Annotated in this window: 13 protein-coding genes and 1 pseudogene; 1 reads left to right on the top strand and 13 read right to left on the bottom strand. The window is 62.1% G+C overall.

Annotated elements, in window-relative coordinates; all coding sequences use genetic code 11:
* Positions 1–5: 5 nt before the first annotated feature.
* The 6 genes from NKI79_RS05055 to NKI79_RS05030 all read right to left on the bottom strand — a co-directional run bounded on the left by NKI79_RS05055 (position 6) and on the right by NKI79_RS05030 (position 7,610).
* Positions 6–2,426: a polysaccharide biosynthesis tyrosine autokinase gene (locus NKI79_RS05055; protein ID WP_352751974.1), complete on the bottom strand. Its 2,421-nt coding sequence runs from the start codon at positions 2,424–2,426 to the stop codon at positions 6–8.
* 150 nt (positions 2,427–2,576) lie between these two features.
* Positions 2,577–3,473 carry a UTP--glucose-1-phosphate uridylyltransferase gene (locus NKI79_RS05050; protein WP_352800235.1) on the bottom strand — a complete coding sequence of 299 codons (897 nt, stop codon included), beginning with the start codon at positions 3,471–3,473 and terminating at the stop codon, positions 2,577–2,579.
* Between the two features lie 70 nt (positions 3,474–3,543).
* Positions 3,544–4,494, bottom strand: coding sequence for a glycosyltransferase family 2 protein (locus NKI79_RS05045; RefSeq protein ID WP_352800234.1), 951 nt, complete (start codon positions 4,492–4,494; stop codon positions 3,544–3,546).
* Positions 4,484–5,434 (bottom strand): glycosyltransferase family 2 protein, encoded by a 951-nt coding sequence (locus NKI79_RS05040; RefSeq protein WP_352800232.1) that lies wholly within the window; start codon positions 5,432–5,434, stop codon positions 4,484–4,486. The genes NKI79_RS05045 and NKI79_RS05040 overlap by 11 nt, the downstream gene beginning before the upstream one ends.
* Positions 5,434–6,426, bottom strand: coding sequence for a glycosyltransferase family 2 protein (locus tag NKI79_RS05035; RefSeq protein ID WP_254816099.1), 993 nt, complete (start codon positions 6,424–6,426; stop codon positions 5,434–5,436). The genes NKI79_RS05040 and NKI79_RS05035 overlap by 1 nt, the downstream gene beginning before the upstream one ends.
* A gap of 11 nt (positions 6,427–6,437) precedes the next feature.
* On the bottom strand, positions 6,438–7,610 hold the full coding sequence (locus NKI79_RS05030; protein ID WP_352800231.1) for a glycosyltransferase family protein: 1,173 nt from the start codon (positions 7,608–7,610) through the stop codon (positions 6,438–6,440).
* A 302-nt stretch (positions 7,611–7,912) separates the two neighbouring features.
* Here NKI79_RS05030 and NKI79_RS05025 point away from each other — a divergent pair.
* Positions 7,913–8,965: pseudogene (locus NKI79_RS05025) on the top strand (polysaccharide pyruvyl transferase family protein); the annotation flags it as partial.
* Positions 8,966–9,187: 222 nt separating this feature from the next.
* On the opposite strand, the gene NKI79_RS05020 reads toward NKI79_RS05025, so the two are convergent.
* The 7 genes from NKI79_RS05020 to NKI79_RS04990 all read right to left on the bottom strand — a co-directional run bounded on the left by NKI79_RS05020 (position 9,188) and on the right by NKI79_RS04990 (position 17,225).
* A complete protein-coding gene (locus NKI79_RS05020; protein ID WP_352800229.1) occupies positions 9,188–10,651 on the bottom strand; it encodes a lipopolysaccharide biosynthesis protein in 1,464 nt (487 codons plus the stop codon).
* Complete coding sequence (locus NKI79_RS05015; protein WP_352800227.1) at positions 10,648–11,817, bottom strand: glycosyltransferase; 1,170 nt, start codon at positions 11,815–11,817, stop codon at positions 10,648–10,650. The genes NKI79_RS05020 and NKI79_RS05015 overlap by 4 nt, the downstream gene beginning before the upstream one ends.
* Positions 11,818–12,004: 187 nt before the next feature.
* The gene (locus NKI79_RS05010) at positions 12,005–13,084 is read right to left on the bottom strand and encodes a glycosyltransferase (protein WP_352800225.1); all 1,080 of its coding nucleotides are present in this window, start codon (positions 13,082–13,084) and stop codon (positions 12,005–12,007) included.
* A 31-nt stretch (positions 13,085–13,115) separates the two neighbouring features.
* Positions 13,116–14,447: a UDP-glucose dehydrogenase family protein gene (locus tag NKI79_RS05005; protein ID WP_254816094.1), complete on the bottom strand. Its 1,332-nt coding sequence runs from the start codon at positions 14,445–14,447 to the stop codon at positions 13,116–13,118.
* Between the two features lie 85 nt (positions 14,448–14,532).
* Positions 14,533–15,399 (bottom strand): endo-1,3-1,4-beta-glycanase ExoK, encoded by an 867-nt coding sequence (gene exoK / locus NKI79_RS05000; protein WP_352479829.1) that lies wholly within the window; start codon positions 15,397–15,399, stop codon positions 14,533–14,535.
* Between the two features lie 132 nt (positions 15,400–15,531).
* Positions 15,532–15,933: a hypothetical protein gene (locus NKI79_RS04995; RefSeq protein ID WP_254816092.1), complete on the bottom strand. Its 402-nt coding sequence runs from the start codon at positions 15,931–15,933 to the stop codon at positions 15,532–15,534.
* A gap of 269 nt (positions 15,934–16,202) precedes the next feature.
* A complete protein-coding gene (locus NKI79_RS04990; protein ID WP_352800599.1) occupies positions 16,203–17,225 on the bottom strand; it encodes a glycosyltransferase family 2 protein in 1,023 nt (340 codons plus the stop codon).
* Positions 17,226–17,561: the final 336 nt, after the last annotated feature.

Genomic DNA, 17,561 nt, shown 5'->3' with positions numbered 1-17,561 from the left:
GTCGCTCAGGCGGCCGCCTTTGTGCGCGCTTCCGATTTTTCCAGATAGTAGCTCGAATATTTGTCGAAGAATCTTTCGGAGCCGCCGATCGAGCCATACTTGGCCAGTTTCTTCAATTCGACCTTGTTCAGAACCGCGCCGACGATCTTCTTGGCGATATAGGGTTCTGAGCTCAGCACGGACTGCACCATTGCCCGCGGCGTGCGTCCCCACTCGGCGACCAGCACGAAACCGTCGACAAGTGGGGCGAAGGCCTTGGCGTCGACGACTGGCCCGAGCGGAGGCAGATCGACGATGATGTATTCGAAAGTTTCCTTGGCATTGTCAATGAAGCGCCGCATGCCGGCCGAAGACAGAAGCTCGCTGGTGTGCGAAAAATGGCCACGCAGGACGGCCGGGATGATCGCCAACTTGGTCTGCCGGTCGATCTTGCCGACCGACTGCCAGGTCCGCCCGCTCACCACCGCTTCCATCAGGCCTTGCTCGGCCTCCATGCCAAGGCTGCGGCTGAGGCCGGGGTTGCGCAAGTCACCGTCGATCAGCAGCGTTTTCGATCCGTTGGCCGCAAGCAGCCCGGCAAGATTGGCGGCAACCGTCGACTTGCCTTCGCCGGGCAGCACCGAAATCACACCAATGACCCGGCTGCCCTGGCCTTCCATCACGACATCGAAGGCGATCTTGGCGTTGCGCAGCGTCTCGGAGAACATTGACGCCGGTGCATCGACGGTTACCCGCATGCGCGCACGTTTTTCGGCTGCCGACAATGTCTTGGAGGACTGGGATTTGGAGGACTTGGCAGTCCTGGTTTCGGAGGCCTTGACGTCGGGCTGACCGTCGTCGCGCTGGTCGTCCTTCCCAGCCTTGCCGATGACCGGCAGGTAGCCGAGGAATCTGAGGCCGACGCGGTCGCGCACATCCTCGCCGGTCCTGAAGAACCGTTCCCTGAATTCATTCAGGCCGCCAACCCCGGCCCCCATCATTATGCCAAGCGCCAGCGAAAGCCCCAGCACGATGGCCGTCCGCGGGGTTGCGGCCGACTGCGGCATCGTCGCATCGGAGATGACCCGGATCTTGCCGACCGGGAAGGATTGCTGCTGTGCAGCCTCTTCATAGCGGTTCAGGAATGTCTGATAGAGCGTCGAGAGCGCCGTCGCCTTCTGCTCCAGTTCACGCAGCTTGACCTGCGACTGGTTGTCGATGGAGCTCTTGCCTGCCGCCAAGGCGACATTTGCGCGGAGCGCGGTCTCGCGCGCCAGAGCGACCTCGTATTCGTTGCGGTAGCTTTCGGTGAGCTGCTTCAGCTCGCCGAAAATCTGCGCCGATATGTCGGCCTTCTCCTTGGCGAGCGCGACGGCCTGCGGATGTTGCGGGCCGAAATTGGCTTCGACATCCTGCTGCCGCTTGGCGACGGTGAGATAGCGGTTCTTGAGCGTCGTGATGACCGAGCTGCTCGGCTGGTCGTTCGATATCGCAGCGTCCTTGAACGCATTGTCCGAGCCGCTTTCGACGATCGACTTGTACTGCTGATAGCGGGCGCCGGCACGTGCGGTATCGGCCTGCGCGACGATCAGCTGGGTGTTGAGATCGGACAGTTGCTTGTCGCTGATCAGCTGGCCGTCATTGACGGCCAATCCATGTTCGGCCCTGAACTTTTCGACCGCCAGTGCGGCCGCCTGGGAGCTCTCACGAAGCTCGGTCAGCCGGCCTTGCAGCCAGACCGCCGCCCGCTCGGTCGCGTCGAAGCTGGCATCGAGCTGATCGGCGAGATAGGCGTCGGCATAGGCCTTGGTGATGGCGGTCGCAAGCGCCGGATCCGTCGCCTGGAAGGAGATGCTGATGACAAAGCTTCGGCCGATCCGCTCGGCGTCGAGTTGGTTCTGCAGTTTGAAGATTGCGTAGTCGCGGGGCGACGACGATGCGGTGATCGCGTCACGCGTCGCAGCATCAAGCTGAGTGACGTCGGTCGTGCTAGCGGCGCGCTTGGGGCGGACAGACTGGATGATCCCGCGTACAAAGCCTGCGACCTTCGACAGAGCCGACGTCGGAGGGTTCATGAAAGCGTCGTTCTGATCGAGCTTCAGCTTGTCGACGACCACCCCCGCCAGCCTGGCCGACTGCAGAATTTCGATCTGGCTTAGAACGGCGGAGTCGGTCTGCATGCTGACCGACGCCGCCGAAATGTCATCGACGACCTTGTTCAATCCTTCGTCGATCAGCACGCTGCTCGTCGCCACATAGGTAGGAGGCGTCGTCTGTAAGTAGAGGACGCCGAGAAAGAGACCGATGACGGCACAGGCGGCAACCACTTTCGCCTGCCGCGCGGCCATGCCAAGCAGGCGCTCGATGTCGATGAAGTCTTCGGCGTTTGCCGCACTGGAAGCCGGCAATGGCGTCCTCTTCTCGACAGGAAAATTGGCATAGTTCATCTTCGGTCCAATTCTAGTTTGCAGGCGCTACCGCCTCGAAGGTCGGGACATAGGGTGCAAACCTTGCGCCGGACAGTGCGCGTTACGCGCGGCGCAACGGGCCTGTCCTGCCTCATCAGCCGCACCCACAATGCCTCGAAAAAATGGACATTATGCGGCTTCTTCCCGACGCTGATGCGACCGGACGAATTCCTGCAGCATATCGAAGATCGGGCCCTTCATATCCTCCCGCGCCAGCGCGAAAGCGATATTGGCCTGGATAAAGCCCTCCTTCGAACCGCAGTCGAACATGCGGCCGTCGAAAGGCTGGGCGAAGAAGGCTTGCGTCTGTGCGAGGCGCACCATCGCGTCGGTCAGTTGGATCTCGTTGCCGGCGCCGCGTTGCTGGCTGCCCAGCAGCGAGAATATCTCGGGCTGCAGGATGTAGCGGCCGTTGATGTAAAAGTTCGACGGGGCGTTGGCCGGAGCCGGCTTTTCGACCATGGCCGTCACCTCGAAGCCAGTGCCGACATCCGCGCCGCGGCCGACAATGCCGTACTTGCTGGTCTCGGTCGGATCGCAACGCTCGACGGCAATGACGTTTGCGCCGGTCTGTGCATAAAGATCGGCGACTTCGGCGAGACAGCCGCGCCCGCCAAAGGACACCATGTCCGGCAAAAGCAATGCAAAGGGCTCGTCGCCGATGACTTCGCGCGCGCACCACACGGCATGGCCGAGGCCCTGCGGCGACTGCTGGCGGATGAAACTTGTCGCGCCGGCGACGGGAAGCAGGCTTTCGAGCGCTTCAAGCTGCTCCTTCTTGCCGCTCTGCTCCAGGGTTCCGATCAGTTCAGGATGCAGGTCGAAATAGTCCTCGATCACCGCCTTGTTGCGGCCGGTAACGAAGACGATGTGCTCGATGCCTGCCTCGAACGCCTCATCCACCGCATATTGCACGACAGGCCTGTCGACCACCGGCAGCATTTCCTTCGGCATGGATTTGGTCGCCGGCAGGAACCGCGTTCCAAGCCCTGCCACCGGTATGACTGCCTTCCTGACTTTTTTCATTGCATATTCCTTCTGATCGATTTCAACCCGTCGCAGGCGGCGAAAACTGTCTTCATTCGCCCGCAGCCCTTCACCTCCCCGCCACTACGGCAAACTGTGCCGCCACCCTTCGCAGCCGGACGGCGATCGGCATGCTCATATGCCGAACCGCCGCCGGATCGCTGAGCGCCGTCCATATCGCCTTGAGTGGGGACCGCGCCTTGATGTGCTGAACCAGCGACAGGAATGACGCCGCCCGCCGCAGGCTGCGAGCGCGCCTGGCAAACGCCGCCGCGGCCGCAGCATCCATGGAATGGGTTCCGGCGAATATGGCATCGGCCCTTCGCATCGCCTCGACGTGATGAAGCTCCAGCACCCGGGAAATGGAGCCGGTGCGGATGTGGTAGACATAGCCTGTCGTCGGTTCGACCACGCATTTGCCGCCTTTGGCCAGAGCATTGGCCAGGAGGATATAGTCTTCGCCGATGATCAAGCTTTCATCGTAGCGGAGCCCGTTTTCGTTCAGGAACCGGCGCTGGAAGATTGGCTTGAGATAGCCGAGATTGAATCTCGATTCGAAGACCACATTGCCTGCGATGTAATCCGCCAGCGAGATTTCACCGAGCCCTTCCAGATAGTCGGCCGGGAACATCGTCTCATCGGCAACGCCGTCCTCGCGAACGACCTGCAGATTGTCGACCGCGATCTCGGCGCCCGCCTTCTCCGCGCGTTCGATCATGGTGCAGCTTCGCCCGGGATAGACCGCGTCGTCGGAATCGAGGACCGCGACCCATCTGCCGCGGGCAAGTTCAAGGCCGGCGTTCCTGGCGCCGCCGGGGCCACGGTTTTGCTCAAGCGCGACCACGCGTACGATGCCTTTGGGGTAGGATCTCGCCAGATCGAGCGTCCGGTCGGCCGACCCGTCGTCGACGACGATGACCTCGACACTGACATTGCGCTGGGCAATGGCGCTGGCGATCGCCCGATCGATGGTCGCCTCGGCATTGTAGGCGGCAATCACGAAGCTCACGTCAGGCTGCACGCTTGCCCCCTTGCTGCGGCGAAGACAGGCCGTATTGGCGGATTTCACGAACCCCGACGAGGCCGCTGACGACGCCGACATGCATAATGCCGCGAAGCAGGCTGCGGTTCCGGCGCACGGGGTCGATGGCGACCGGAATTGCCGACAGGAAGCTGTAGGCGGCCTTTGCCGCGGCAATGCCGACCTGCTTGAGCCGGGCAAGGCCGTGTACGTTGCGCCCCAGAAGATGACCGTGCGTCTGCCCGACGCGGAACCGGCGGCGGCCGAGCCAGTCGAATGCCGCCCTGGCAGGTGGCACCGTTTCGTCGACCCAAGCCTCCGGCGAAAAGGCGATGCGGCCGCCGGCCTTGACCATCTGGTCGAAGAATTCCGTATCTTCGCCGCCGGTCTGGCCACGTGCCAGGCTGAAACGCCGGCCGCGCAGGCTCTCAGCCCCAATCCTGAGCAGGACGTTGCAGGTATAGCCGGTGCGGATCTCGCCGCGGACCCAGACCGGTAGGGTCGAGTGGAAATCACCCTTGCGCATCCAGGCGGGCGCATCCGCCCGGTAACGGGCTTGCACCGGCCCGAGAACGGCCGCAGCACCAGTAGCTTCCGCCGTCGCCACCAGTTCGGCAAGCCAGCCGGCGGTGGCCGTCTCGTCGTCGTCGATAAAGGCGACGAAATCCCTCGCACTGGCATCGAGGCAAGCGTTGCGCGCGATCGAGATGTTGCGGGCCGGGGCGTGCCGGTAGGTCACCGGCAGCTTCAACTCGGCCGCCAGCCTGGCGACCAGCGTTTCGGCCGTCGGCGTATCGTCGTTGTCCGCAATGATGACACCGACGTCGAATCCCACGGGCATATCCATGGCCGCTATGGAGCGAAGCGTGTCGGCCAGCTCCGGCCGGCGAAATGTGCAGATGCAGATATCGATGCTTCGATTTTTTCTGACCGGCTCCATCACGCTACCTCGCGCTGCGGTCGCGGTGCGAGCAGTTGCAGCCAGAAACCGACCGACCAGCCGAAATGCATAACCATTGCCGAGACCCCGGCAAGCGCAATGTCGGGTTTGCGCTGGCTGACGGCGGTCCAAAAGCCGTAGCCGAGGCAGACCGACGCCCATAGCAAAAGCGGCACGGCCGCCAGCCAGTGGACGAAGGAAAAGGCGGCGAGAAGAACCACGGGGAACACCAGAAGCGGCACCATTTGCCGGATCTTCGGGATCATGCGGTGCTTGAGAACGTTCTTCGCCCGGCCACGGCCATAGCCGAGATACTGAAAATAGAGGCCCTTCAGCGAGGAGCGCGGGTAGTAGACCATCTGCGTCTTGCCGGTCATCCAGATGCGGTAGCCGGCCTGGCGGAGCCGATAGTCGAGTTCGGCATCCTCATTGTGGCTGAACGTCTCGTCATAGCCGCCGACCGCGGTGAAGGCCGATATCCGCATCAGCGCATGGTGGCCATGATCGACCCATTCCCCCGCCGAAAGGTGCCGGTGCTTGGAGCCGCCGGTGCCGAGCCTGGAATTCTGCGCCGCTGCCGCTGCTTTCTGAACCATGCCGCTGCCACTGGTCAGCATCGAGACGACCACCGAATCCGCGCCGGTGGCCTGCGCTTCTTCGATCAGCCGGTCGCAATAATCCGCGGGATAGCCGCCGTGCGCATCGATGCGAATGAGATAGTCGACGCCTTCCCCGAATCTGGCGACGGCGAGATTGATCGCCGCGCTCTGCAAGCGCTTTTCATTGTGCAGCAGGGTAACCCGCTGATCTTTTGCGGCGATATCCGCGACGATCGTCCGGGTGCCGTCCGTACTGCCGCCATCGGCAACGATGATCACGGCGCCCAGCCTCTCGGCCGCAGGGCGAAGCTCTCGAAGCAATGCGCCGATATGGGCCGCTTCGTTCAGGCACGGAACCACGATCATGCAGGATGGAATGTCGGTTTGCGTCATCGGCAGTCCTTCTATGCCAATGCTTCGGCAGCATATGGACCGGGAGCCACAGTCAGCCCGCGGAGCTTTTCGACAAACGCCCGGCAATCGGCGCGATCGTGGCTCCAGGTGCGCGGATTGCGGGCGAGAACACGCGCCCTCAATGTCTCGAACCGATGCTGCTCCATCGTGCCGACGGCGGCTTCGAGCGCCTCGGGCGTGGCATCTGACAATAGAACCCCGATGCCTTGCCGGTCGAGGAACCGGCCGGTTTCGGTGGTTCCCATCGAAATCGGCACAGCTCCGAAGCGGCAGCCTTCATAGAGCCGGTTGGGCAGCAGCCATTCGGAGTTCAGGCCCTGCTCAAAAAAGTCGATGGCCCAGGAAAAGTGAACCTCGTGGTAGATCGCCGCCATATCCTCGGGATTGCGGTAGGGCCCGCCAAACGACAGCCAGGGTTCCGATTGAACAAAACCATGGAAATCGGGAAATTCGGACAGCGCCGGCCGGCCTCTGAGGACGATTTCAAAGCGGCCGTCGAGGCGGCGCGAAAATTCGGCCAGAAGCTCCAGGGAGCGACGGCAGCGGAGCGCACCGAACCAGCCGATTCGCCACGGCGGCGCAACGGGATTCTCCGCCGTAATGCGGTCATCCAGCGAAGCTGCGGCCGGCTCGAAATGCTTGTTTTCGAGCAGTTCGACCGGGGCGGCAACCTGTCCGAACGGCTTGAAATAGTTGGCGATGAAGGCCGGAGAGCTAGTCACCAGAAGCTTCACATCCCTGGCCAGGAAGCGTTCCGCACCGCGCATCGCCCAGCCCAGCGGATCGTCGCGAAGCAGCAGGCGATGGATGTCCAGGCACTCGTAGACGATCGGCACTGTTGCCTGGAAAGCCGACCTGGCGCGGCGGGCAAGCGCCAGCATTTCCAGATTGCGCGCGATAATGAGGTCGGGCCGTGGCATTGAGCCCAGCTTCGAGCCGGTCGAGACCACCGCCTTCATGATCGCGGCCAGACGTTGGGCGAATCGGCCATCACGAGTCGGGCCGAGATCGACCGGCTGCAAGCCCTCGACATCAGCAACTGCGCTTGCCGTACGACGAAAGCCCGCCAGCGTAACCTGGGCGCCGCCGGCCTTGAGCATTATGATCCGCCGGCGCACTGCCGGGTCGGAGACGTCGTGTACCAAGTACAAGACATGCAGCATGAAAACTCGACCGCTGTTGGCCCGCCCGCGACGATGCTAGTACACCTCTTGCTGCATCGCAACATTTTTGGTTGCAGCGTAGCAAAGATCCACGTTTTTTGTTGCACTGCAAAATCGATGGGTTAATCTCGCTCTGCTTGGGCCGCATGGACCGCGCGCTGGCCTGCCATCGGACTGCGCGCCAATAATCACGACGCGAGGACCATCCTTGGCGTGCAGCATTTTCGGCCAACCCGCCTGCAATTCGCCCCTTCGCGCCCGTCGATGGAAGCACGGGACTACTCACGAAATGAGGTCATTCCATGAAGATCGCGGTTGAAAACACCGTCTGCCTGAATACCGGGGATGCAGCGATTCTCCTGGCGATTCGCCATGTTTTCAAGACGATCGTGCAGGACGACATCCAGTTCTACGTCTTCGACAGCCAGCCGGAGGTGGCGGCGAGGCTCTACACGAAGAAGGACTATCCGGACCTCGAATTCCACAAGCTGCTGTCGGAATCGCTGTTCCGCTACAAATACGGCAGCGGGCTGAAGAACCTGTTCAAGCCGATCTACAATCGGCTCGTCCTCAATGCCCTGCGGCGGTTCGGCATCCGCGGCCTTGTTGGGCGTTTGTTCAGCTCAAGCAATCGCCGTGGTCTCGAGATCTACAAAGACGCCGATCTCGTGGTCACGACAGGCGGAACCTATCTCGTCGAGACCTACAATCTGGAGCGGCGCCTCAATCAATTCAGGATCGACGCGATTCTGGGCAAGGACCCGGTCTTCTTCACACAATCGCTCGGCCCGTTCAACAAAAGTTACAATCGCCAGGAGTTGAGCCCGATCTTCGACCGGAGCCCGCTCATCCTGCTGCGCGACGAACGTTCGCGGGGCCACATTGTGGACATGGTGAAAGACCCCGGCAAATGCCACGTCGTGGCCGACGCCGTCTTTGCCCTGGCCGATACTGACAGGATCGGAACAATTCTGGCCTCCGGCCAGTCGGCGACCGTCACCGGCCGCGTCGCCATTTCCGTCCGTCACTGGAACTATGTCAGCGACGGCGAGGGCGGCATGCGCCGCTACATCGACTCGATCCGCGAGATCGCGACTATCCTGGTCAGGGACCACGCCAAGGAGGTCACCTTCGTCTCCACCTGCCAGGGCGTGCCGGAATACGCCCATGACGATTCCAAGACGGCGAGGGCGATCGTTGCCGAACTCGATCCGGAGATCGCCAAGCATGTCAGCGTGGACGCTTCGTTCCACACGCCGGAGCAATTGATGGCCCTGGTGAAAGGCTTCGACTTTGTCGTCGCAACACGCATGCATATGATGATCATGTCGCTCTGCGTCGGCACGCCGGTGCTGCCGATCGCCTATGAATTCAAGACCAAGGAGCTTGCCAAGCGGATCGGCGTCGCCGACCTGCTGCTCGACATCGATACGGTGACGCCCGAGGAAGCGAGCGAGAAGCTCGGCAGACTTACCGCCAATCTCGACCTCTATCGCAGGACGAGCCTTCAGGCAGTGCTTGAGGAGCATGCGTCGGCGATGTCGGCAGGTGAGCTTTTGAGGCCGGTGATCGCTCGCCTAGCGGGCGTTGCGCATGGCGCTGGAAAGCGTGGTGAACAGGGCGCTGCGCGACTGGCGAAGGGCAAGCATGAGGATCAGGCCGATCGAATAGTTGAGGGCAACCGCCAGGACCACCGCGAGCAGGTCTGATTGGCCGGTCAGCGATGCCGGCAACTCGCGGTACACGGACCAGGCAAGCAGCGACGATACGATGAAAAGCCCCTGCATGATCAGGAAGTCGGCTGCGGTCACCGGGCCGACCCGGTGGACCAGGACGGCAAGCACCGGGACGCGCAGCACATAGCCGCTGATTGCATAGGCCGCCGCGACACCGACGGCCCCCCAGTGCAATCCGATGATGAAGGCGGCGACCGTCGTCAGCGACGAGTAGATGCCCCAGTGGAACATGGTCTTGGTCTTGCCCTGGCAGATGAAGATCCATCCCGTGGTGCTCGAGACGGACTGGATCAGGCTGGCGATGCCCAGCCAGGCGAAAATCGGCGCCACCGCTGCCCAGCGCTCGCCGAAGAGAAGCCCCACCACCTGGTCCGACGTCAGCGTCAGCGCCGCGATGCCGGGCATGGTGACGGCCGCCAGCATCCAGTTGGTTCGCACATAGATGTCGCGAAACCGCGCCTTGTCCTCATGGATGCGGCTCAGCAGCGGCACCATCACGCGTGTCAGCGGCTGGTTGATGTTCTGCAGCGGGAACAGCAGGAGCTTATAGGCGCGGTCATAATAGCCGAGCTCGATCGCGCCCGAATATTTTCCGATCAGGATGTTGTCGAGATTGCGCGAGAAGAAGTTGGCCAGATTGAAGCCGGTCAGATTGGCGCCGAAGGACAATATGTCGGTGTCGACCTTCAGGTCCGGCCGCGACGGCGTCCAGCGCGCCACCTGCCATGCCGCGGCCAGCGCGACAACAGCCGATACCGCCGGGCCGATGACCAGCGACCAATAGCCCAGTCCCGCATAGGCGGCGATTGCGGTAGTCGCAAGTCCGGCAGCGGCGGTAATCACGTCGTTCAGCGCGAGCTGGCCAAAGCGCAAGTGACGGTTCATCAGCGCCAGCGGCACCGCGGCGAGGCTGCCAAGCAGCAGCGGCAAGGCAGAGCCGATGGTGATCCCGACCATGCGTTGATCGCCGTAGAAGGCGGCGATGGCGGGCGCCAGGCATGCCACCATCGCGGCACTGCCCAGCCCAACCAACGCACTGATCCAGAATACCTGGTTGAGCTGCTCCGTGCTGATATCCTTGCGCTGGACCACAGCCTGCTGCAGGCCAAGGTTTTGAAGCAGCCCCACAAAGGCCACGATCGGACCGACGGAAGCCACCAGGCCGAAATCCTCGGGCACGAGCAGACGCGCAAGCACGATGACGGAGAGAAACTGGATCGCCATCTTGAAGCCTTGCGCGCCGATCGTCACCACGCCGCCGCGCAGGGCGACACGACCGAACTGGGGGGGCGGGTTGGCGTTCATGCCGGGCGCCTGGCTTCGGCCAGCTGGACAACGATCTGCGCAAAACGTTCGTTGAGCACGTCCGCGTTGAAATCCTGCTCGATCTTACGGCGCGCCGCACGTGCGATGCGCTCGCATTTGTCCGGGTTCTCGGCCACCCAGACAAGCTTGCGGGCCAACGCCGTAACGTCTCGCTCCGGCGCGAGGAAGCCTGTCTCCTGATCTTCGATCAGTTCGGGAATGCCCGAGTGATAGGTACTGACGACGATCAGCCCGGCGGCCATAGCCTCCATCAACGCCACCGGAATACCCTCGAGATCGCCGTCTCGCGCGGCAACGCTCGGCAACAGGAATACGTGGGCGTCGCGCAGGCGCTGCTTGACCTCGGCGTGCGGACGCGGCCCGAGGAAAGTCACCCGGTCGGCAATGCCGAGATTTGCGGCGAGCTTCTTCAACTCTTCCAGCAATTCGCCGCCGCCAATCACCGAATAGACCCAGTCGCGCCGCGGCAGGCTGGCGAGCGCCCGAAGGGCGAATTCGATGCCCTTCTTTTCGGTCAGCCGGCAGACCGAGATGAAGGACAGTGTGTCCCGTTCCCAGGAACGCCAATGGTAGCCGATCTCACCGGGCCGCACGCCCATATGGTGAACCATGACTTGCGCCGGGGGTGCTCCGACGCCGATCAGGGCATCGCGGAAAAACGCGTTCACCGGGAGCTGGAGAACGCCCTTGTCGAAGACAACCTTATAGCGCGTGAGCGTGTTGTCATGCAGCGGTTCCCCCACGTCGCGGCCGTGGAATATGGTCACCAAAGGAGCGGAAATCCGGCCTCGTTTCATGGCGCGGGCGACGCGCATGCCGTTATTGCCGAAATGCGCGACGATCACATCGGCGTTCTGCAATTTGCGCGCAAAAGCGATGTCGACAGCGGTCGAGAGCTTATCCCAGAACCTGCCCGACCATTTCCTGAGCGTCGGGCGAAAGCGCCCCAGCCCGCCCCACCAGCAGACGACCTTGCCAGGGAGAGCCTGCCAGTGGCGATCGTCGGTGTTGCTGTCCTTGCCGAAGGACGTCTCGTTGCAGACGACGCCGACTAGCATGCCGCGCTCGAGGCACCCTTCTATCTGGTCAAGGACGAAGGTCTCCGACAAAGAGGGGAACTTATCAACTACGAAGCAAATCTTCATCGAATGGACGATCTTTCGAGGCCGGTCGGCGATCTGCTCGCACGGATGAGGGCTGACGCCCGTCGCCGCCGTGCGAGGCGCTTCAAGCGTCTGGTGTTGTGCATGTTGTTGTCCCAAAGCCGCTCACACCCCGGTCAGGCGCAAAAGCGGGCTGTTGGGCGACATAAACGATTTTGGACGAAATGCATCAGGCGGCACGCTCCAGCGCGCCTTGCCTGGCGTTGTCGAGAACGCCGAGGAAGGTCGTGAACTGACTGTCGGGGTTCATTTGCGGCCGCTCCGAAAACAGCTGCGCCGCCGCCGACAGCCGATCGTACTCGGCCTCGTCGCTCCATAGTCGCCTGACCGCGGCGACCCAGTCGTCGAGCGGTGCGTCATAGTCGAGCACAACGCCGCCGGCGCCAATCGCTTCCGGCAGGCCGCCGCGGCGGGATCCGACGACTGGAATGCCGCTGCAATGGGCCTCGGATGCCACCCGCCCCCAAGCTTCTTCCCATTTGCTGGGCGCCAGCAGGATCTTGGTGCGGCCATAGACGGTCTTCATGTCGCTGGTGCGGCTTTCCAGCCTGACGTTGCGTAGCGGCGCGATGATCCGTTCGATCTGCGCCCGGTGGTCGTCGTCGAGCTTCCAGCTTTCGACGAACAGGAACGGGATTTCGGGGCATTGGCCGGCGATGCGCACGGCGAGTTCGAACCCTTTTTCATTGTAAGGATTGATCAGCGTGACGAATTCGCCGGTGGTCGGCGTGCTGTAGAGCCCGGGATTGATGGTCGGCGGGATTACGGTCGAGTCGATGCCGAACTTTTCCTTATAGGTGCGCGCGGTGAATTCGGAGTTGGCGATATAAAGCGCCGAATGCAATTCGCGCAGGTCGCCGGCCAATTCGTGGAATTCGACGTTCCGCAGATAGACCACCAGCGGCACGCCGAGCGCCTGCAGCGCCTTTCCGATCGGCACCGATTTGTGGCACTGCACGACGGCGACATCGGGATCGAGCCGTTCGACGGCGAAGCGGGCCGCCTCCCAGGGAAACCACGCCCGCACGACAGGATAGCCGGGATAGCTGTCGATGACCGCGCGCTGGCGAAGGAGCTTCATCTTGGCGCGCGCCTTGAAACCGAACATGCCGTCACCGAATAGCGCCGCCAGCACCGAGGCGTCATGACCGTGCTCGCGCAGCTGCTCGACCAGATGGTGCGTGCTCGACTGAACGCCACCGCTGAACTGCGGTGTGTAGCCGTTGCCGCCTGCAAACAGAACTTTCATGGACCTGGCTCCTTGCTGGACCGCCCTGGCGTCACGCCGCCATTCTGCCGATGCTGTGGTATTCGATGCCGTGGCGGGCAATGACCTTGGGGTCGTAGAGATTGCGTCCGTCGAAGATGACGGGCCTGGTCAGCGCGTTCTTCAATGCATCGAAGGACGGCGCGCTGAAACTCTTCCACTCGGTCACGATCAAGAGCGCGTCGGCGCCTCGCAGCGCGGCCTCCTTGGTGCCGCACAGTTGCAGGTCGTCGCGCAGCCCGTAGATCGCCTGGCATTCCTGCATCGCCTCCGGATCATAGGCCTGGACATTGGCACCGGCGGCCCAGAGCGCTTCCATCAGCGTGCGGGCCGGGGCCTCGCGCATATCGTCGGTATTGGGTTTGAAGGCCAGGCCCCACAGCGCAAAGGTCTTGCCTTTGAGATTGCCCTTGAAATAGCGGTGCACCTTCTCGAACAGGACCGACTTCTGCTGGTTGTTGCGCTCCTCGACGGCACGCAGCAGCTTGGCGTCGAACTTGACGGCCTCGGCGGTCTTGATCAGGGCACGCACATCCTTCGGGAAGCACGAGCCGCCATAGCCGAGGCCCGGATAGATGAAGTGGTAGCCGATCCGCGGGTCGCTGCCGATGCCCTTGCGGACCTCCTCGATGTCGGCGCCCAGTTGCTCGGCCAGGTTGGCCATTTCATTCATGAAGCTTATCTTGGTCGCCAGCATGCAATTGGCCGCGTATTTGGTGAACTCGGCACTGCGCACGTCCATCACGATCATCTTTTCGTGGTTGCGGTTGAACGGCGCGTAGAGCTCGCGCATCACCGCCTCGGTGTCCTCGTTGCTGGTGCCGACGATAATGCGGTCGGGCTTCATGCAGTCGCTCACAGCGGACCCTTCCTTGAGGAATTCCGGATTGGAGGCGACGTCGAAAACCAGATCCTCGCGCCCGCGCGCCTTCAGCGTCTCGGCGATCCTGGCCTTTATTCTTTCGCAGGTGCCGACCGGCACGGTCGACTTGCCGACGACGATCTTGGGCGCGTCCATCTCACGACCGATGGCCTCGGCGACGGCCAGCACATATTTGAGGTCTGCCGAACCATCCTCGCCCGGCGGCGTGCCGACGGCGATCATCTGGATCTGTCCATGTTTGATCGCCGCCGCGGCGTCGGTGGTGAACTTGATGCGGCCGGCGGCATGGTTCTCCTTGACCATGTTTTCGAGCCCGGGCTCGAAAATCGGGACATGGCCCTGGTTGAGCCGTTCGACCTTTTTTGCATCGATGTCGACACAGACCACCTGATGGCCGACTTCGGCAAGCACCGCCGCCTGTACAAGACCGACATAGCCGATTCCAAAGACAGTCAAATTCATTCGGTTTCATTCCTGTTCAAGGCTTCGGGCCTGTTCAAGCTTCGGTTTTCCGACCACCTTCGGCCCGGCCGGTTCAGATGCGCTTCTAGTTTGTGTTGCATGCCAGCGATTCCGGGAATTGGCAGGGCTGGCCGAGTGCGGTGAACGCAACGCGATCCACCTGCATGGTGAGCTTGCGGCCCGGATCCGAGAACGGCCCCATCCAGCCCTTCATCGTATCGCTGCCCCACAGGCTGAAATAGATCCTTTGCGAATGGGTGGGCAGCTTCGCCGGATCGGTGATCTCGTGGACAAGCTTGCCGTTGACGTACCAGCGCAGCCGGTCCTTTTCCCAGACGAAGGCGTAGTCATTGAAGGCCTTGTCGGTGCCACCGGCGACGTCGACCAGTTTCTCGTTCTTGCCTTTGCCGGCTATGTAGGCGTTGACCTGAACCTTGGACGTGTCCTTGGTCAGCACCTCGAAGTCGATTTCATCATGCGGCTGCTTGTCGGCATCGCCGACGAAGCTGAAGAATGCCGCGTTGACGCCGGAGCCCGTGTCGGTCTTCATCCGCGCCTCGTAGGTGCCGTAGCCGAAGCGCTGCTTGGTCTGGATCTCGGCGCAGGCGAATTCGCGATCCTTCAGCTTGCGCTTCTCGAAACCGAGCGTCAGCATGCCGTCGGAAAGCCCGATCAGGTTTTTGGACCAGGTGCAGTTCTGATGCTTGCCGTTCGTCCAGCCGTCGGAAATGTACCAGCGCGCGCGACTGAGGCTGGTGAAATCATCGACAAAAGACGGCGCGGTTGGCAGGTCCTGGGCACGGACGGGCACCAGGCCCGCAACCAGGCTGACGAGAACGATCAGCAGAAACGCGCCGTCTGAACGGAGCGGCCGCAGCTTGCCTGAGATCGGGCGCGTGAACGGGGTGCCGCGGGGTGCCGGGGCGGACGTGCTTTTAAGATCTGCATTCATATCAAAACTCACCTTGTGCTGTGCGCCCCCAAAGCGATCGTTCGAACCGTGACGAAACAACCTGATCTTGACCTCTGTCGCTCCCAAGCTCCGTGTTGTGCCTAAACCATTGCGCCGACCCAGGGTGTTCGCTCAGCCCGTGCCGGAATCGGCGGGCTTCACAAAATCAGTCCTCATGTCGGGACCGTTCTGCCGCTTCGGCTCGAAGATTTCATCCAGCGAATGACGGAGATCCTTCATCATCTGCATCTGGCGCGACAGCGCTGCGATGCGCCGCTCGCAATTCAGAATCGACCTGGTCAGTTCGCCGACTTCGGAAGACCTGCGCGAGGAGACCGAACCGTTCTCCATCGCCTCGACCAGAAAGGCGGCATTGGTGGCCGTTGTCCTGTAGCGGTTCTCAAGTCCGCTCTTCTCCGCCTCGACTTCGGCCGCGATCTGGTCCAGCAGCTTTGCCAAGCGATCGAGGCGCGAGGTGTCGGTCTGCGTGTCGCGCGCCGGATCTCTCGATCGGAAGCGAAAGATCGAGGCCATGTAGTCAGCGCCCCGTCATCGTCGAGTTGGTGAACGGCCTTAGAGCCCGTCCACATTCAAAAGACATTTCTTGCATCGTCCAGCTCCTCCGACAGGGTATGTCTCGGGCCAGTTCGGTTGGCCGTCCAAAATTGCTGCACCGCAACATAGATTGCCATTCCCGGCGCCCATAGGCAACCACCTAGATCGTAAACTCATGAATCTCGTTGAAATGGTGCGAGCCGACCTAAGGGTAACGCAGTGGCTACCGCCATCGCATGTTGACGGGCCTAGCTATCGCTGGCCGTGCTGGTTCCGGCCATGAGGAAGCGCAGCGGCGGCAGATGCTGACGCTTCGCGGCGAGGCCAGCGCGGCGAAACAGCGCATCCAGCTTGTCGGAGGCGACGCCGCGGACAACGGCTGTGAGGTTGGACGAGTCGGCCAAGGCGTAGGCCGCGGCCGGTGCCAACCCGCGCTCAGCCTTCACGTCTAAAAACTTCCGCAACCGGTATTTGTCGCGGATGTGCCGCTCGTGCCTTCTCAGCGCAGCCTTCGATGCCTCCGGCAAACTGTCGATCGCAAGCAGTGCCAGGTCGGCATCGGCCAGATGCTTCAGGTCCTGGGTCTTGTGCCGTCCGCTCAGCGAATCGGCGCGCACGATCGCGCCGTAGCCACAGGATTTGATGACCTTGAAGCGCGCGCCATGGGCAACCGCGCGCGCATAGAGTTCATAGTCTTCACCCAGGCGCAGCTTCTCGTCGTAGCGCAGCCCATGCCGATCGAGGAAGGCGCGGCTGATCACTGGCTTGAGGAAGCCCAGTTCCCCGCGTTGCACGCGGCGCCTGGAGATATTGCCGTCGACGAAGCCCTCGAAATCGAGGAATTCCGGCTCGGGCGAGAACGGTGGAGCAACAATTTTCGAAACGTCGGTTGCCGCGTCATCCCTGACAAGCATGATGTTGTCTGCGGCGAAATCCCACTCGGTGCTGGCGAACAGTCTGTGAAACCTGCCTTCGAAAAAGAAATCATCAGCGTCCAGAATGCTGATGAACGGCGACCTGGAACCGGCTATCGCGGCGTTGCGTGCAAAGGAGGGGCCGCGATTGACGTCAAAGCGGATTACGGAAAGGCGGCCGGTGCCGTCGCCGGCTGCGTGGGCGACTTTCGCCGTATCGTCGGTGGACGCGTCATCGACGACGACAACTTCCGCAACCTCAGGTTCGCGTAATGCCGACGCAATGGCAGCCGGGATTGTCCGCGCCGCATTGCGTGCGGCGATGATCACGCAGACCTGGAATGATGTCATGGACATGCCTCTCGTTTGCAGAAGTCGTTGCGGATTTCCTCGCCCCGTCAGCTCAATGCCACACCGCCATTCTGAAATGCATCGGCCCAAACGCCTATGCTGCAAGTGCGAAGCAAGCATCGCCAAAATCATCGGCGCCGTCCAGTTTTTCATTTTGCTGGGTGTCATGGCCCGGCTGGGCAGGCGGCGAGCCTCAATCGGGATGGCTCCAGAAATGCGCCGCTTGGCAGAGCCGTTCCTACACGCTCCATCAGAGCGCTCGACTGGCGGAAAACCAGTTGCTGGTCCTGGCCGACCGGACTGCGGCGGGGCGGAGCGAGCGCGTCGAGGCCCGCAGTGTCA

Origin of the sequence: Mesorhizobium sp. M0340 (assembly GCF_040321535.1) — a bacterium.
Lineage (GTDB): Bacteria > Pseudomonadota > Alphaproteobacteria > Rhizobiales > Rhizobiaceae > Mesorhizobium.
The sequence above is the reverse complement of the archived record's forward strand: the minus strand, read 5'-3'. Positions and strand labels throughout refer to the sequence as shown.

What these genes read in the sequence shown, in the direction of transcription:
- NKI79_RS05055 (WP_352751974.1), bottom strand. Translation starts at nt 2,426, where the DNA reads ATGAACTATGCCAATTTTCCTGTCGAGAAGAGGACGCCATTGCCGGCT.
- NKI79_RS05050 (WP_352800235.1), bottom strand. Translation starts at nt 3,473, where the DNA reads ATGAAAAAAGTCAGGAAGGCAGTCATACCGGTGGCAGGGCTTGGAACG.
- NKI79_RS05040 (WP_352800232.1), bottom strand. Translation starts at nt 5,434, where the DNA reads ATGGAGCCGGTCAGAAAAAATCGAAGCATCGATATCTGCATCTGCACA.
- NKI79_RS05035 (WP_254816099.1), bottom strand. Translation starts at nt 6,426, where the DNA reads ATGACGCAAACCGACATTCCATCCTGCATGATCGTGGTTCCGTGCCTG.
- NKI79_RS05030 (WP_352800231.1), bottom strand. Translation starts at nt 7,610, where the DNA reads ATGCTGCATGTCTTGTACTTGGTACACGACGTCTCCGACCCGGCAGTG.
- NKI79_RS05020 (WP_352800229.1), bottom strand. Translation starts at nt 10,651, where the DNA reads ATGAACGCCAACCCGCCCCCCCAGTTCGGTCGTGTCGCCCTGCGCGGC.
- NKI79_RS05015 (WP_352800227.1), bottom strand. Translation starts at nt 11,817, where the DNA reads ATGAAGATTTGCTTCGTAGTTGATAAGTTCCCCTCTTTGTCGGAGACC.
- NKI79_RS05010 (WP_352800225.1), bottom strand. Translation starts at nt 13,084, where the DNA reads ATGAAAGTTCTGTTTGCAGGCGGCAACGGCTACACACCGCAGTTCAGC.
- NKI79_RS05005 (WP_254816094.1), bottom strand. Translation starts at nt 14,447, where the DNA reads ATGAATTTGACTGTCTTTGGAATCGGCTATGTCGGTCTTGTACAGGCG.
- exoK (WP_352479829.1), bottom strand. Translation starts at nt 15,399, where the DNA reads ATGAATGCAGATCTTAAAAGCACGTCCGCCCCGGCACCCCGCGGCACC.
- NKI79_RS04995 (WP_254816092.1), bottom strand. Translation starts at nt 15,933, where the DNA reads ATGGCCTCGATCTTTCGCTTCCGATCGAGAGATCCGGCGCGCGACACG.
- NKI79_RS04990 (WP_352800599.1), bottom strand. Translation starts at nt 17,225, where the DNA reads ATGTCCATGACATCATTCCAGGTCTGCGTGATCATCGCCGCACGCAAT.